At 64.5% G+C, this 13,588-nt stretch carries 14 protein-coding genes and 1 tRNA gene; 5 read left to right on the top strand and 10 right to left on the bottom strand.

The window, feature by feature from the left end; genetic code table 11:
• The first annotated feature begins 25 nt into the window (after positions 1-25).
• Positions 26-1,045 (top strand): ketol-acid reductoisomerase, encoded by a 1,020-nt coding sequence (gene ilvC / locus LB552_RS03850; RefSeq protein WP_224522787.1) that lies wholly within the window; start codon positions 26-28, stop codon positions 1,043-1,045.
• 287 nt (positions 1,046-1,332) lie between these two features.
• Here the strand turns inward: ilvC and LB552_RS03845 are convergent, their stop codons facing one another.
• Together LB552_RS03845 and LB552_RS03840 are read right to left on the bottom strand one after the other, a co-directional pair.
• Positions 1,333-1,617 (bottom strand): PilZ domain-containing protein, encoded by a 285-nt coding sequence (locus LB552_RS03845; protein WP_095764807.1) that lies wholly within the window; start codon positions 1,615-1,617, stop codon positions 1,333-1,335.
• Positions 1,618-1,787: 170 nt separating this feature from the next.
• A complete protein-coding gene (locus LB552_RS03840; protein ID WP_224601986.1) occupies positions 1,788-2,372 on the bottom strand; it encodes a BA14K family protein in 585 nt (194 codons plus the stop codon).
• A gap of 167 nt (positions 2,373-2,539) precedes the next feature.
• Here LB552_RS03840 and LB552_RS03835 point away from each other — a divergent pair, with 167 nt between their 5' ends.
• Both LB552_RS03835 and LB552_RS03830 read left to right on the top strand, forming a co-directional pair.
• Complete coding sequence (locus LB552_RS03835) at positions 2,540-3,652, top strand: endonuclease/exonuclease/phosphatase family protein (RefSeq protein ID WP_224601984.1); 1,113 nt, start codon at positions 2,540-2,542, stop codon at positions 3,650-3,652.
• A gap of 5 nt (positions 3,653-3,657) precedes the next feature.
• Complete coding sequence (locus LB552_RS03830) at positions 3,658-4,374, top strand: hypothetical protein (protein ID WP_224545534.1); 717 nt, start codon at positions 3,658-3,660, stop codon at positions 4,372-4,374.
• Between the two features lie 73 nt (positions 4,375-4,447).
• Here LB552_RS03830 and LB552_RS03825 read toward each other — a convergent pair whose 3' ends face one another.
• Genes LB552_RS03825 through LB552_RS03815 form a run of 3 tightly spaced genes read right to left on the bottom strand, consistent with a single transcriptional unit; the run spans position 4,448 to position 7,657 of the window.
• Positions 4,448-5,665: an ABC transporter permease gene (locus LB552_RS03825; RefSeq protein WP_224601982.1), complete on the bottom strand. Its 1,218-nt coding sequence runs from the start codon at positions 5,663-5,665 to the stop codon at positions 4,448-4,450.
• Entirely contained in the window at positions 5,662-6,366 is a 705-nt protein-coding gene (locus tag LB552_RS03820; RefSeq protein ID WP_140839896.1) for an ABC transporter ATP-binding protein, read from the bottom strand. The genes LB552_RS03825 and LB552_RS03820 overlap by 4 nt, the downstream gene beginning before the upstream one ends.
• A 4-nt stretch (positions 6,367-6,370) precedes the next feature.
• On the bottom strand, positions 6,371-7,657 hold the full coding sequence (locus LB552_RS03815; RefSeq protein ID WP_224601980.1) for an efflux RND transporter periplasmic adaptor subunit: 1,287 nt from the start codon (positions 7,655-7,657) through the stop codon (positions 6,371-6,373).
• 133 nt (positions 7,658-7,790) lie between these two features.
• On the opposite strand from LB552_RS03815, the gene LB552_RS03810 reads away from it, so the two are divergent.
• Both LB552_RS03810 and LB552_RS03805 read left to right on the top strand, forming a co-directional pair.
• Positions 7,791-8,693, top strand: coding sequence for a PhzF family phenazine biosynthesis protein (locus LB552_RS03810; protein ID WP_224601978.1), 903 nt, complete (start codon positions 7,791-7,793; stop codon positions 8,691-8,693).
• Between the two features lie 163 nt (positions 8,694-8,856).
• Positions 8,857-8,932: transfer RNA gene (locus LB552_RS03805), tRNA-Lys, on the top strand.
• A gap of 181 nt (positions 8,933-9,113) precedes the next feature.
• On the opposite strand, the gene LB552_RS03800 is transcribed toward LB552_RS03805, so the two are convergent.
• The 5 genes from LB552_RS03800 to cobA form a co-directional block, all read right to left on the bottom strand.
• Positions 9,114-9,539 (bottom strand): hypothetical protein, encoded by a 426-nt coding sequence (locus LB552_RS03800; RefSeq protein WP_224601976.1) that lies wholly within the window; start codon positions 9,537-9,539, stop codon positions 9,114-9,116.
• 136 nt (positions 9,540-9,675) lie between these two features.
• Positions 9,676-10,686 (bottom strand): nicotinate-nucleotide--dimethylbenzimidazole phosphoribosyltransferase, encoded by a 1,011-nt coding sequence (gene cobT / locus LB552_RS03795; protein WP_224601974.1) that lies wholly within the window; start codon positions 10,684-10,686, stop codon positions 9,676-9,678.
• Between the two features lie 24 nt (positions 10,687-10,710).
• Complete coding sequence (locus tag LB552_RS03790; protein WP_224601972.1) at positions 10,711-11,478, bottom strand: adenosylcobinamide-GDP ribazoletransferase; 768 nt, start codon at positions 11,476-11,478, stop codon at positions 10,711-10,713.
• Complete coding sequence (locus LB552_RS03785; RefSeq protein ID WP_224601970.1) at positions 11,475-12,791, bottom strand: cobyrinate a,c-diamide synthase; 1,317 nt, start codon at positions 12,789-12,791, stop codon at positions 11,475-11,477. Before LB552_RS03785 ends, LB552_RS03790 begins: the two co-directional genes overlap by 4 nt.
• The gene (gene cobA, locus LB552_RS03780) at positions 12,788-13,585 is read right to left on the bottom strand and encodes a uroporphyrinogen-III C-methyltransferase (protein WP_140839908.1); all 798 of its coding nucleotides are present in this window, start codon (positions 13,583-13,585) and stop codon (positions 12,788-12,790) included. The genes LB552_RS03785 and cobA overlap by 4 nt, the downstream gene beginning before the upstream one ends.
• Positions 13,586-13,588 lie beyond the last annotated feature (3 nt).

Below are 13,588 nucleotides of genomic sequence, written 5' to 3'. Positions count from 1 at the left end.
CTTCAAAACGGGAAGGAAGACCACAATGCGTGTCTATTACGATCGTGACGCCGATCTGAACCTCATCAAGGGCAAGAAGGTCGCCATCATCGGCTATGGCAGCCAGGGCCGGGCGCACGCGCTCAATCTCAAGGATTCCGGCGTCAAGGAAATCGCCATCGGCCTGAAGGCCGGCTCGGCGACCGCCAAGAAGGTCGAGGCCGACGGGCTCAAGGTGATGAGCGTGGCGGACGCCGCCAAATGGGCCGACCTGATGATGATGGCGACGCCCGACGAATTGCAGGCCGACATCTACAAAAACGAGATCGCGCCGAACATCCGCGACGGCGCCGCGATCGCCTTCGCGCACGGTCTCAACGTGCATTTCGGCCTGATCGAGCCGAAGGCTTCGGTCGACGTCGTCATGATCGCGCCGAAGGGCCCGGGCCACACGGTGCGCGGCGAATACCAGAAGGGCGGCGGCGTGCCGTGCCTGGTGGCCGTCAACCAGGACGCTTCGGGCAACGCGCTCGACCTCGCGCTCTCCTACGCCTGCGGCGTCGGCGGCGGCCGCTCGGGCATCATCGAAACCAATTTCCGCGAGGAATGCGAGACCGACCTGTTCGGCGAGCAGGTGGTGCTGTGCGGCGGTCTGGTCGAGTTGATCCGCGCTGGTTTCGAGACGCTGGTGGAAGCCGGCTACGCGCCGGAAATGGCCTATTTCGAGTGCCTGCACGAGGTGAAGCTGATCGTTGACCTGATCTATGAAGGCGGCATCGCCAACATGAACTACTCGATCTCGAACACCGCCGAATGGGGCGAATATGTCTCGGGTCCGCGCATCATCACCGCCGAGACCAAGGCCGAGATGAAGCGCATCCTGAAGGATATCCAGACCGGCAAGTTCACCTCGGAATGGATGCAGGAATATCGCGCCGGCCTGTCGCGCTTCAAGGGCATCCGCCGTGGCAACGACAGCCATCAGATCGAAGAGGTGGGCTCTAAGCTCCGCGCGATGATGCCGTGGATCGCCAAGAACAAGCTGGTCGACAAGGCGAAGAACTAAGGCGATCCACGTCTTTTTGCCTGCGCGTCCTCGGGCTTCGCCCTGCGGTCGCGCGGGTGATCGCCAAGAACAAGCTGGTCGACAAGGCGAAGAACTAGACTAAGGCGATCCACATCTTTTTGCCTGCGCGTCCTCGGACTTCGCCCTGCGGTCGCGCGGGTGATCGCCGAGAACAAGCTGGTCGACAAGGCGAAGAACTGATCTTCGATTTCACCGTTGCATCCCAAAGGCCGGCGGAGCGATCCGCCGGCCCTTTCTTTGCCAAGCAAGCTGGTCGGGTCCGGGATCTAGCCGTAGTGCCAGTGCGGCTTGGGCTCGGTGCCGGTGAACTCGACGCCGATGCGGTCCTCGCGGCGCCAACGGACCACCGCCCTGTAGCCGATGCCGTCGATCGGCACATAGAGAAGGAATTCGTCCGGCACGCGTGCATCGATCGGCACTTTCAACTCTGCGCCGTTAGCATGCATGTTGCGCACCGTGCATCTGACCTCGGAATTGTTGATGCCGGTCAGGATCGCCGCGCCTTTGAGCACGCGTTGCCTGTGTTGGTTTCTGTGTTCGTTTTCGGCCATGGCGTGCACGTCTCGCACCCCGTTCGCGCGAATCGTCATATTGAGGGACAACGGCATGGATGAATAGCCGCCGCCGATGAATTTAGGGTTATCGGCCGATGGCGGACACAGGTTCGGCAAAATAAAACGGCGCCGCGAAGGGCGCCGTCTCATCCTTCTTGCCGAAGGGCTCAGATATAGGGCGAGATGCACTGCCGGCGCGGGCCGTAATTGGGCTGGAACGTGTTGTCCCAGGCCCGATAGGACCGGTAGCGGTCGTAGCACCATTGGACATGGGCCCTGGAAAGCCGCTCGGTCCGGTAGATGCGCCGCGGCTGAACGTAGCGCGGGTAGGGGTCGTAATAATATGGATCGTAGTAGTTATTGTAGGCGAGGCTACCCAGGCCCAGGCCTAGCCCAAGCCCCAGAAGGGCGGCGTCACCATTGTCGAAACGCCGATGATGGCGATGATGCCGCCAGCGCCAGTCGTCGCCATCCCAATTGCGGGAGAAATGACGAGAGCGGAAGTCGTCGCCGCGCCATCTGAAATCCCGGCCCCGCCAGTCGCCACCGCGCCGCCAGCGCCAGTCATACATCCCCCGCCGGTCGTTGCCGCCGGCCCAGCTGTCGCGGATGGGTATGATGGTTGCCGCCGTGCTGGTTGCGGTCGACAGATCGGGTTGCAGGATCGGACCGGCCACCGACGGTGCCGTCACGCCGGCAACGAAACCGAGGGCCAGGAGCCCGGATCGAAGGGAAGAGAAAAGCGGTTTCATTTCACTCTCCAAGGAGCAAAGGCCCCACGCCCAGCACACCCCGGGAAGAGGCCCATTGTTGGAACTTTCCGTCTGAACGGAAGATGAACGGAAAGGTTCCATCAACCATAACGAGTATCGCGCCTGGCTCTTGTTTTCGTCCCCGCTTGCGGGCAAAGGTCACGGCCATGTCGCTTCGGCTTGCCACCTTCAACGTCGAGAACCTGATGAGCAGGTTCGATTTCTCGGGCTATCGCAACCAGCTCAATGAAGACCGCACGCTGGCGCTGTTCGATATCCAGAGCGAGGCCGAATACCGGTTTCTCGAGCAGGCTCGTGCCATCGCCCAGTCCGACGACACGCGCCAGCTGACGGCGCTCGCCATAGCAGCCACCCGCGCCGACATCATCTGCATGCAGGAGGTCGACAATATCGAGGCGCTGAAGGCTTTCGAATATGGCTATCTGTTCAAGATGATCGGCCAGGGCTATCGGCAGAAATACACCACCGCCGGCAACGATACGCGCGGCATCGATGTCGCGGTGATGATGCGCAACGAAACAGCGCAAGGGCAGCCGATCGACTTCGTGCGCATGACCAGCCATGCCTATGTCACCTTCGAACAGTTCGGCCTGTTCACGCCGGAGCTCGCCGCGCTCGGTTATCTCGCCAATGAGCGTGTCTTTCGCCGCGACTGCCTGGAGATCGACCTGAGGGTCGGCGGCGTGCCGTTGACGCTCTATCTGGTGCATTTCAAATCGATGGGGCCGCCGCGCAACGGGCTGGATGGCCGCCAGGCGTCGATGCCGCTGCGCATCGCGGAAGCGCAAGCGGTGCGCCGAATCGTCGAGGAGCGTTTCGGCAAGGACCATGCCGCCGACAAACGCTGGGCCATCTGCGGCGACATGAACGATTACCGGCAACGCGTGAAGATCGATGGCGACGCCATCGACGGCTACCGTTTCGAGGTCATAGACGAAGCCCGGTCCTCGATTGATGTGCTCACCGCCGGCGGCTTTTGCGAGAATGTTGTCGAGCGGCGTCCGGAGATGGACCGCTGGAGCTTCTACCATACGCGCGGCCCGGAGGAGCGGCACCTTTGCCAGCTCGACTATATCCTGCTGTCGAAGGCGCTGGCCGCGAAGAACGCCACCGCCGTTCCCGACATCATCCGCAACGGCCAGCCCTGGCGCACCATCTTTCCGCCCGGACAGGAGGTCGAACGTTTCCCGCGCGCGGGCTGGGACAGGCCGAAAGCGTCGGACCATTGCCCGGTGGCGATCACACTGGACATGGCATGACGCTGTTGAGTTTCGACCTGCCGCGCAACGTCATCCTTCCGGTCGATGCGGTCGATGTCCGCCTCGATCCCGGCCCGCATCCCTTCGCGCTGAGCAATGCGGCAGCCATCGCCGAGAACTGGCGGCGGGAGATCGCCGCCAATCCGGCATTGTTCGACGGTGCCGTGGTGCTGCTTGCCGAGCTTGCCTACCGCGACGGCCGCCTCGTCGGCCGCTGCCATGCGGTCAACTATTCGACCTTCATGCTGTGGCGCAAGCGGCGCGAGAATTCCGGCGCCGAGCACGCCTACGCGCATGCCGTGCTGGTCGCCGGCGACAATGCGCTGGTCGCGATCCGCATGGGGCCGCACACTGTCAATGCCGGCCGCGTCTATTTCGCCGCCGGCTCCTTCGAGCCGATCGATTTCCGCGACGGACTGGTCGATGTCGACTTCAACATGATCCGCGAGGTGAGGGAGGAGACCGGCCTCGACCTTTCGACGGCTGAACGCGGACAGCGCTATCACGCGCTATCGACGGCAAGCGGTACGGTCATCTTCCGCCGCTACCGGGTCGCGGAATCCGCCGACGAGTTGGCGCGGCGTATCACCGCCTTCGTCGCCGCCGAGACCGACCCGGAGATCGAAGGGCCGGTGATCATCCGCCACGCCGGCGATCTGCCCGCCGGCCTGATGCCGCACATGAAGCCGCTGGTCGAGTGGCATTTCGGCGGCGATCGTTAGCAGCACCCCCCGCTCTTTCAGCGCTGCCTCACCGCAAGATCAGGGGGCACAGGCGCGAAACGTTGTTTTCTGACTATTCGTGCCTGAGCGCGTCGATCGGGTTGAGCCTTGCGCCGCGCAGCGCCGGGAAGAAGCCGAACACCATGCCGATCAGCGCAGAGAAGCCGACGGCGAGCAGGACGACGGCGGGACTTGGCGCGAAGGGTATCGTCAGCGTCATCGAGGCGAGGCCAGCCAGCGAAAGCCCGGTCAGGATGCCGATAATGCCGCCAAAGAGCGACAGCACCGTCGCCTCGACCAGGAACTGGATGAGGATGTGTTTTTCATGCGCGCCGATGGCCAGCCTGATGCCGATCTCGCGCGTGCGTTCGGTGACCGAGACCAGCATGATATTCATGATGCCAATGCCGCCGACCAGCAGGCTGACGCCGGCGACGGCGCCGAGCATGCCGGTCATGGTCGTGGTGGCGCTGGTCATCGCATCGGCGATCTGGGTCATGTCGCGGATGGCGAAATCGGGATCTCGGTCGGGCGTGATACGGCGTGTGTCGCGCAAAATGTCCTCGACGCGCGACTGCAGCTCGGTGGTCGGGGTGCGGTCGTCGGCGGCGATATAAATGTTGTCGATGTCGCGGTTGCCGGCGATGCGCCGTTGATAGGCGTGCAGCGGCATCAGCACGACATTGTCCTGGTCCTGGCCGAAGCCGGTGTAGCCCTTGGGCTCGAGCAGGCCGATGATCTTGCAGGAGGTGCGGTTGACGCGGATGATCTCACCCTCCGGATCGCCGGCGCCGAAGAATTGCTGGCGCACGGTTTCGCCGATCAGGCACACACCGGCGCCGGCGCGCGATTCGGAATCGCTGAACGGGCGGCCTGACACCAGCTTCCAGTCGCGGGCGTCGAGATAGGCGCTGTCGGTGCCGGTCACGCCCGAGGTGAGGCTTTCGGTGCCGAAGATGACGCGGACCTGCTTTTGCGAGGCCGGCGAAATCGCGCGCGCGCCGCTCAGATGCGCGACGAGCGCGGCGACATCCTTTTCGGCCAGCGGCCGCACCGCCTGGTCGAGCCCTCCCGGTCCGCCGGGGCCTGCCGGCCGGCCGGCGCGGACGACGAGCAGGTTGCTGCCGAGCTTGGAAATATCGGCCTTGACCTTCTCCGTCGTGCCGGAACCAATGGTGAGCATGGCGATGACGGCGGCGACGCCGATGACGATGCCAAGCAACGTCAGGAACGAGCGCAATACGTTGCGGCGGATCGAGCGCAGCGAGAGGCGCACGGTCTCCCAGATCATGCCGCTTGCTCCGCTAAGGTGTCGGAGGCGACATGGCCGTCGAGGAAACGGACGGTGCGGCCGGCATAGTTCGCGACGTCGGCCTCGTGCGTGACCATGACGATGGAGAGCCCGAGCTCGGCGTTGAGCCTTGTCAGCAGTTCCATGATCTCGTGTGTACGCGCCGTGTCGAGATTGCCGGTGGGCTCGTCGGCGACCAGTAGCGTCGGTCTGGTGACGATGGCGCGGGCGATCGCCACGCGCTGCTGCTGGCCGCCGGAAAGCTCGGCCGGCGTGTGGTGCTCGCGCCCGACCAGTCCGACCTCGGCCAGCGCCTGCATGGCGAGATCGCGGCGCTCGCGCGCGGCAACGCCGCGATAGATCAGCGGCAGCTCGACATTTTCCGCCGCAGTCGTGCGCGGCAGCAGATTGTAGCCTTGGAAGACGAAGCCGACATAAAGGTTGCGCAAAAGCGCGCGGCGGTTGCGGTCGAGGCGGCCCGCATCGATGCCCATGAAACAGTAGGTTCCGGCCGTCGGCGTATCGAGGCAGCCGATGATGTTCATCGCCGTCGATTTGCCCGAGCCCGAGGGACCCATGATGGCAACGAATTCGCCGCGCCGGATGGCGAGGTCGACGCCGGCCAGCGCGTGCACGCGAGCCTCGCCCTCGCCATAGCTCTTCCAGACCTTGTCGAAGGTGATGAGCAGGGGAGCCGACATTTCGTCAGCTCCGCTGCTGCGCGCCGGTGATGACTTGCGCGCCTTCGTCGAGGCCGGAGGTGATCTCGGTCAGCTCGCCGTCGGTCGAGCCGATCCTGACGTTGACCGGACGTGGCCGGCCGTTCTCCAGCACATAGAGCGTGCGCGAGCCGTCGGTCGGCGCCTTCGTTGCCTCGCGCTGCCGATTGGGGCGGCCCATGCGGCCGGTGAAGAGGTCGCTAAGGCTCCAGCCGCGTGCCTGCTGTTGCATCGGGCGATAGCGGAAAGCGGTCGACGGGACGGTAAGCACGCTTTTGGCCTGCCGAGTCACCACCGAGACCGTGGCCGTCATACCGGGTCGCAAGAGAAGCTCGCCATTGTCGACTTCGAGGCGGGCATTGTAGGTGACAACGCCGTCGGTGGTGACCGAGGCGTAGGAGATGTCGCGGATCTCGGCGTCGAAGGGTCGGTCCGGGAAAGCGTCGACGGTGAAGCGGGCGTGCTGGCCGGGCTTGACTTCGCCGATATCGGCCTCGTCGACCGCAGCCTGCAATTCCATGTTACGAAGGTCGGCGGCGATGACGAAGAGCACCGGCGCCTGCAGGGAGGACGCGACGGTCTGGCCGGGATCGACCGAGCGCGTCAGCACGATGCCGTCGATCGGCGCATAGATGGTGCTCTTGGCGAGATCGGTCTGCTGCGCCTTGAGATCTGCCTGGGCGATGGCGAGATTGGCTTCGGCGCTGTCGAGCGCCGCCTTCGAGCGGTCGCGCGTCGCCGTCGCCGCTTCGAGCGACTGGTCCGTCGCCATGCCGCGCTTGGTCAGCGCGCTGGCGCGCACAACCGCGTTCTGGTTTTCCTGCAAGGTAACCTTGGCGTTCTCGACGGCGGCCGCCGCCGCCTTGGCGGAGGCGGTGGCGCGCTCGATCTGGACTTCGAGCTTGGCGGTGTCGAGCGTCGCCAGCACGTCGCCCTTCTTGACCTGCTGGTTTTCATTGGCCGCGACCGAGCGGACGATGCCGGAAAGCTCGCTGGAGATGTCGACCTGGGTCAGCGGCTGCAGCGTACCGGTGGCCGATACCGCGACAGTGAGGTCGGCGACCGCCGCGGGCACGGCGGTGTATTCGATCCTGGGAGGTGCTGCGGCATACGACCGATAGAGGGCAATGCCGGCCGTGATTATCGCTATCGTCAGCAGCGCGTAGAACCAGAAGCGGCGACGCTTGCGGCTTACGCCCTTGCGGTCGAGCCCGAGCGCTGCCTCTATGGAAGTACCGGATTCCGCGTTTGGCGGATTGACAAGCTGGTCCACGCCGGACCCCTATGCTGAAAATGGATGTCCCTATCCGTCCACAAATCAGGCCTTAAGGTTCGAATTTCAAATTAAATTTCCCTCATGTTTGGATTGAGGCAGAAATTCGGGGGCGAGGCGAAAGGTTTTCTCCATGGCGCGCAATTACTTGCTTTACGATGTGTTTACCACCGAAAGGCTGGCCGGAAATCCGCTTGCGGTGGTGCTGGACAGCGACGGGCTCGACACTGCCGGCATGCAGGCGATCGCACGTGAATTCAATCTGTCTGAGACAGTGTTCGTGCTGCCTCCCGACAATCCGAAGCATCGCAACCGCATACGCATCTTCACGCCCGACTATGAGATGCCTTTCGCGGGGCATCCGACGGTCGGCTCGGCGATCGCGCTGGCCGAACTCGCCGGCGAGGCCGCCGGCATTTTCGTGCTGGAGGAGAATATCGGGCCGGTGCGTTGCGCGGTGAGCAAGCATGACGGCTCGACATTCGCTGAGTTCGACCTGGCGAAACTGCCGGAACCGCTGGAGCTCAAGGCTGACCCGGACGCGATCGGGGCCGCGCTCGGCCTTGCCCCGCACGAGATCGGCTTCGAGAATCACCGCGTCGCCTTCTGGTCGGCCGGCGTGCCTTATGTGACGATTCCCGTTGCCGGCCTGGAGGAGGCGGCCAAGATCCGGCTCGACAACCAGGCGTGGTCGGAATTGGCGCCGCGCAAGAGCGAATGGGCCTTCGCCAGCCCCTATGTCTATTGCCGCGAGCGGGTCCATCACGACAGCGCCTTCCACGTGCGCATGATCGTGCCCGGCACGCCTTCCTATGAGGACCCGGCGACCGGTTCGGCCGCGGCCGCCTTTGCCGGCGCCATCATGCATTTCGACGCCCCGACCGACGGCATCTCGCAGCTCTGGATCGAGCAGGGGCTGGAAATGGGCCGGCCGTCGCGCATCCGGCTCGAGCTCAATGTCGATGGCGGGAAACTGGCCTCCGCGCGCATTGGCGGCCACGCGGTCAAGGTGGCTGAAGGCGAGCTATTTGTGTGACACCTGCGGGCTTTTTTGGCAGGCATGATCTTTTCCCGAAAAACCGGAATCCACTTTTCGCGATCATGCTGTGTCGATTTGTCGGGAAATGATCCGGCAGGGCCTAGACACAGCCGAAAGCGGCGGCTATATGCGCCGCCGACGCTGAGTTTTCCGGCGGTGTGGGTGTGTAGCTCAGTTGGTAGAGCAGCTGACTCTTAATCAGCGGGTCCACAGTTCGATCCTGTGCACACCCACCATTTTTTCCGATGGTATTTCTCCTTTTTAGCCCGCCTTCGCGGCGGATTGAGCTGTTAAAGCTCAAGACCTGCAACGATCGCCCGTCAGACAGCTCTCATGACGCTTGATGCCCAACCGGCGATCGAAGGATCAAGCCGCAAGTGCCAATGCCGCACTAGTCTAGCGCACGGAAAATGTCCGCTACGCCTGGAAGAATTCCTCGATGTCATCCAGAACGGTGATGGTCGCAACGATGTCCAATGGGTTGTCCCAGTCGACATGAAGAAGGAATTCAACGCCTCCTGCTTCCCCGCCGGCCACGCCGTGGGGGCCAACATTGGTCACATAAATATTAGCTGAGCCAAGATTTGGGCGTCCAAGCGTCTTCGGTCCGCCACCAAAGCCACCGAAGGCAGGTATAAATTCCGCTGCTGTTATGATCACCACCGAGTCTAGGTTGATCGGGTCCCAATTGAAGTTCTGACGAATTGTACCTTTCATTCCACGGTAGAGTACTCTAATTGAGCGAGCCATGCCTTCCTCCTTTTCTGAAGAAACCTCAATTCTTGGGTAATAACGAGGTATGATTTGGCATGGCGTCAGAGTTTGATCTGTGAGGATGATCACAAATCATTTGCAATTGTTGATAAGAGGATCTTTAAATTATCCGGCGTCAGATCAGTGCAGCCATCAAATCCGCTAAGTTTAGATAATATTAAGCCGATTTGCAGAAACAGAAATTGCGCAAGGGCGACCAATCCCGTCACTTTTCAGAAACGCCTGCCTCGGCAAAGCTCGCCATCTTCGCGTGGCATTCCAGTGCCGAACGCACGATGTTGACGGCAAGGCAGGCGCCGGAGCCTTCGCCGAGCCGCATGCCGAGATCGAGCAGCGGCGGCAGGCCGAGCGCCTCGAGCAGGCGGCGGTGGCCGGCTTCGGCCGAGACATGGGCGGCGATGGTGTGGGCCAGCCCGGTCGGATGCAGCCTCGCCAGAGGTGCTGCGGCTGCGGTGCAGACGAAGCCGTCAAGCAGCACCGGCACGTTGTTCTTGCGCGCGGCGAGTGTGGCGCCGAGGATTGCTGCCAGCTCGCGCCCGCCAAGGGCGGCAGCGATCTTCAGGGGGTCGGAGAGCGCATCGGCATGGCGCTTGAGGCCGGCCTCGATGGCCACGACCTTGCGCAGCAGCCCGGCATCGTCGACGCCGGTGCCGCGGCCGGTCCATTTTTCCGCGCCGCCGCCGAAAAGCGCCGTCGAGATCGCCGCCGCAGGCGTCGTGTTGCCGATGCCCATCTCGCCGAAGCAGATGAGGTCGAGATCCTTGGTCACCGTGTCGTAGCCTGCCGAGACGGCGGCGAGGAACGCCTTTTCGTCCATTGCCGGCACTATCGTGAAATCGCCGGTCGGATGGTCGAGATCGAGCGGGATGACGTCGAGCTTGGCACCGGCAATGCGGGCAAGCTGGTTGATGGCCGCGCCGCCGCCGGCGAAATTCGCCACCATCTGTACCGTGACTTCCGAAGGATAGGCCGACACGCCCTGCGCGGTGACGCCGTGATTGCCGGCGAAGACGACAACCTTCACATGGTCGAGCTTCGGCATGTCGCGCGCCTGCCAGCGGCCGAGCCAGGCGGCGATCGCTTCCAGCCGGCCGAGACTGCCCTGCGGCTTGGTCAGCGTGTCCTGGCGCCTCGCGACGGCGCTGGCGGCCGCATCGCTGCCGGACGGGAGGTCGAGGCAGGCGGCGCGAAGGTCTTCGAGGGATTTGAAGCTCATGGGGGCAAGGTCTCCGAAAGTGAATCAGGAAAGGCAGATGGAAGCGACGAGCAGCACGGCGATCTCGCCGAGCTGCTGCAGCGCGCCGATCGTGTCGCCGGTCTGCCCGCCGATCTGGCTTAGGCAAAGAGCGCGGAACGCCATGAAGATCAGGCCGAGCAGGATCAGCGCCGCGATCGCGCCGCCAAGGCCGAGCGCCAGCAGCGCCACGGCACCAAGCGCAGCACCTATGACGGCGGTCTCGGCTGTTACGGTCCCGGCGTTGGCAGACAGGCCGTCGCTGCGGGCCGGCGGCAGAAGATGCATGAAGGCGCCGAACAGGCCACGCGAGCCGGCATGCGCGGCGAGCAGCGCCAGGAAGACGTGGCCTGGACCGGCGAGTTCGGAAAGCGCGCTCCAGCGGATGAGCAGCGACAGCCCAAGCGCTGCAGCACCATAGGCGCCGATGCGGCTGTCGCGCATGATTTCCAGTTTCCTGTCGCGCGTCCTGCCGCCCCAAAAGCCGTCGGCGATATCGGAAAGCCCGTCCTCGTGCAGGCAGCCGGTGACGAGCATCGTCGCGGCGAGGGTGAGCGCCGCGGCCGGGCCGCTGGCAAGACCCAAACTATAGGCGATGGCGTAGATGAGCGCGCCGATGATCGCCACCGCGAGGCCGGCGAAGGGCGCCGCCCAGATCGCATCCGCCAGGCTGCGGCCGCCGAAATCACCCGACGGCAATCTCAATCTGGTGAAGAAGACGAGGCTGAGGCCGATATCGTCAAGCACTTGCCGGGGCGCGGAAGGGCCGCTCATGCGCCCCTCGCAATGGCATGGAAGAAGGTGCCGCTGACATGGCCGCGCCGGTAGCCGGAGGCGCCGAGCGGATTGCCCTGGCCGTCGGCGAGATCGGCCAAGGGCTCGTCATTGCCGGTGCCCGTCATCTGCGCGTAGTGGAATTCGTGACCGCGGATCAGCGTGCCCTCCGGCCCCAACGGACAGGCGGCGCGCAGCCGCGCCTCGCGATAGCCGAGATTCATCTTGCGTTTGGCGAAGCTGGTCGAATGGCCAAGCAGGCCAAGCATCTTGTGGCTCTCGCCCTCCGCGTCTTCCAGCACTTCGCCCAGCACCATGAAGCCGCCGCACTCGCCGTGAATCGACTTGGTCGCCGCAAAGCGCGCCATTCCTGCCTCGAAGTTGGTCGCGGCCGCGAGCTTGCCGGCATGCAGTTCGGGATAGCCGCCAGGCAGCCAGCAGACATCGCAGTCGGGCGAGGGCGCCTCGTCGGCAAGCGGCGAGAAAGGCACGATCTCGGCGCCTGCCTTGCGCCAATGCGTGGCGACATGTGGATAGAGGAAGGTGAAGGCCGCGTCTTCCGCCAGCGCGATGCGTTGCCCAGCCGGTTGCAAGGCATCGCCAAAGTCGCCAGCCGTCGGTTCCAGCGGGGATGCCAGCGCCAAGATGGCGTCGATGTCGAGCGACTTCTCGACCATGTCGGCCAGCCGGTCGAGATGCGCCATCAGGTTCTCGTATTCGCCGGCCTGGACGAGGCCGAGATGCCGCTCCGGCAGGTTGAGCGTCGGATCGCGCAGGATGGCGCCGACCACGGGCAGGCCGATCGCCTCGATGGCGTCGCCGGACAGGCGGCGATGGCGTTCGCTGCCGAGCCGGTTGAGAATGACACCGGCCATGCGCACGTCCGGATCGTAGGTGGCAAACCCCTTGGCCACTGCCGCCGCCGTGGTCGACTGCCCGGAAACGTCGAGCACCAGAAGCACAGGCAGGCCGTAGAGGCGGGCGAGATCGGCAGCCGAGCCGGAGCGGCCTTGCGGCGCGGGGATGCCGTCGAACAGGCCCATCGCGCTTTCAAGGATAATGTATTCGGCGTCGTCCGCGGCTTCGGCCGCTAGCGCATTGAGCAGAGAAGGCGACATCGCCCAGCTGTCGAGGTTGACGCCTGACAGGCCGGTCGCGGCGGCGTGGAAGCCCGGGTCGATATAGTCTGGTCCGGACTTCGCGCCGCGCACTTTCAGCCCGCGCCGCGCAAGCGCACGCAACAGGCCGATGGTGACGCTGGTCTTGCCCGAGCCGGAGCGCGGCGCGCCGACGATGATTGCGCGCGCCGTCATGCGCCGCCCGTCAGTGCCGCGCGCATGGCGACGATGCCGCCGACAACGATCAGCGCCGGCGAAGCGAGCCCGGCGGCCGCGGCCTCGTCAGCGATGTTGGCGAGCGTGGCGACCACGATGCGCTCCTGCGGCGTGGTTGCCGCCACGATCACGGCGGCCGGGGTCGATGGCGCGAGGCCGCCCTCGAGCAGCTTTGCCGCGATCACCGGCAAATTGGCCATGCCCATATAGACGACGACCGGCTGTCCGGTGCGGGCGATCGCGGTCCAGTCGATGTCGTCATCGGTGCCGGCGGCGTGGCCGGTGGCGAGAATGACCGCCTTGTTGATGCCGCGCATGGTGGTGGGAATGCCGGTGGCAGCCAGCGCGCTGAGGCCGGAGGTCAGGCCGGAGAGCACCCGGAACGGAATTTCTTCGCCTGCGAGCGCCAGAGCTTCTTCGCCGCCCCGGCCGAAAATATAGGGGTCGCCGCCCTTCAGGCGCACGACACGGCGGCCCTCGCGCGCCAGACGCACCAGGAGGGCGTTGATGTCGTCCTGCTTCATCGAGGGCTGGCCGCCGCGTTTTCCGGCGTAGAAAAGCTCGGCACCCTGGGCTACCGCCACGACATCGGGCGAAACCAGCGCGTCATAGACCAGCGCATCGCATTGCCCGAGTGCCGCCAGCACTTCCAGCGTCAGGCAGCCGGGGTCGCCGGGGCCGGCGCCTGCCAGCCAGACATGGCCTGGCTCAAGCTCGCGCGGCTTGAAGTTCAGCCGCGCCAGCGCCTGCTCCACATTAGCCCGTCCGTTCATATT

It is taken from the genome of Mesorhizobium sp. CA7, assembly GCF_020165015.1.
GTDB lineage: Bacteria > Pseudomonadota > Alphaproteobacteria > Rhizobiales > Rhizobiaceae > Mesorhizobium.
Note: the sequence above shows the minus strand (reverse complement) of the source record. Positions and strands in the feature narration are given on the sequence as shown.

Coding starts and splice junctions, on each gene's coding strand:
- LB552_RS03810 (WP_224601978.1), top strand. CDS start 7,791: ATGGCGCGCAATTACTTGCTTTACGATGTGTTTACCACCGAAAGGCTG.
- cobT (WP_224601974.1), bottom strand. CDS start 10,686: ATGAGCTTCAAATCCCTCGAAGACCTTCGCGCCGCCTGCCTCGACCTC.
- LB552_RS03820 (WP_140839896.1), bottom strand. CDS start 6,366: ATGTCGGCTCCCCTGCTCATCACCTTCGACAAGGTCTGGAAGAGCTAT.
- LB552_RS03835 (WP_224601984.1), top strand. CDS start 2,540: ATGTCGCTTCGGCTTGCCACCTTCAACGTCGAGAACCTGATGAGCAGG.
- ilvC (WP_224522787.1), top strand. CDS start 26: ATGCGTGTCTATTACGATCGTGACGCCGATCTGAACCTCATCAAGGGC.
- cobA (WP_140839908.1), bottom strand. CDS start 13,585: ATGAACGGACGGGCTAATGTGGAGCAGGCGCTGGCGCGGCTGAACTTC.
- LB552_RS03840 (WP_224601986.1), bottom strand. CDS start 2,372: ATGAAACCGCTTTTCTCTTCCCTTCGATCCGGGCTCCTGGCCCTCGGT.
- LB552_RS03845 (WP_095764807.1), bottom strand. CDS start 1,617: ATGGCCGAAAACGAACACAGAAACCAACACAGGCAACGCGTGCTCAAA.
- LB552_RS03785 (WP_224601970.1), bottom strand. CDS start 12,791: ATGACGGCGCGCGCAATCATCGTCGGCGCGCCGCGCTCCGGCTCGGGC.
- LB552_RS03790 (WP_224601972.1), bottom strand. CDS start 11,478: ATGAGCGGCCCTTCCGCGCCCCGGCAAGTGCTTGACGATATCGGCCTC.
- LB552_RS03825 (WP_224601982.1), bottom strand. CDS start 5,665: ATGATCTGGGAGACCGTGCGCCTCTCGCTGCGCTCGATCCGCCGCAAC.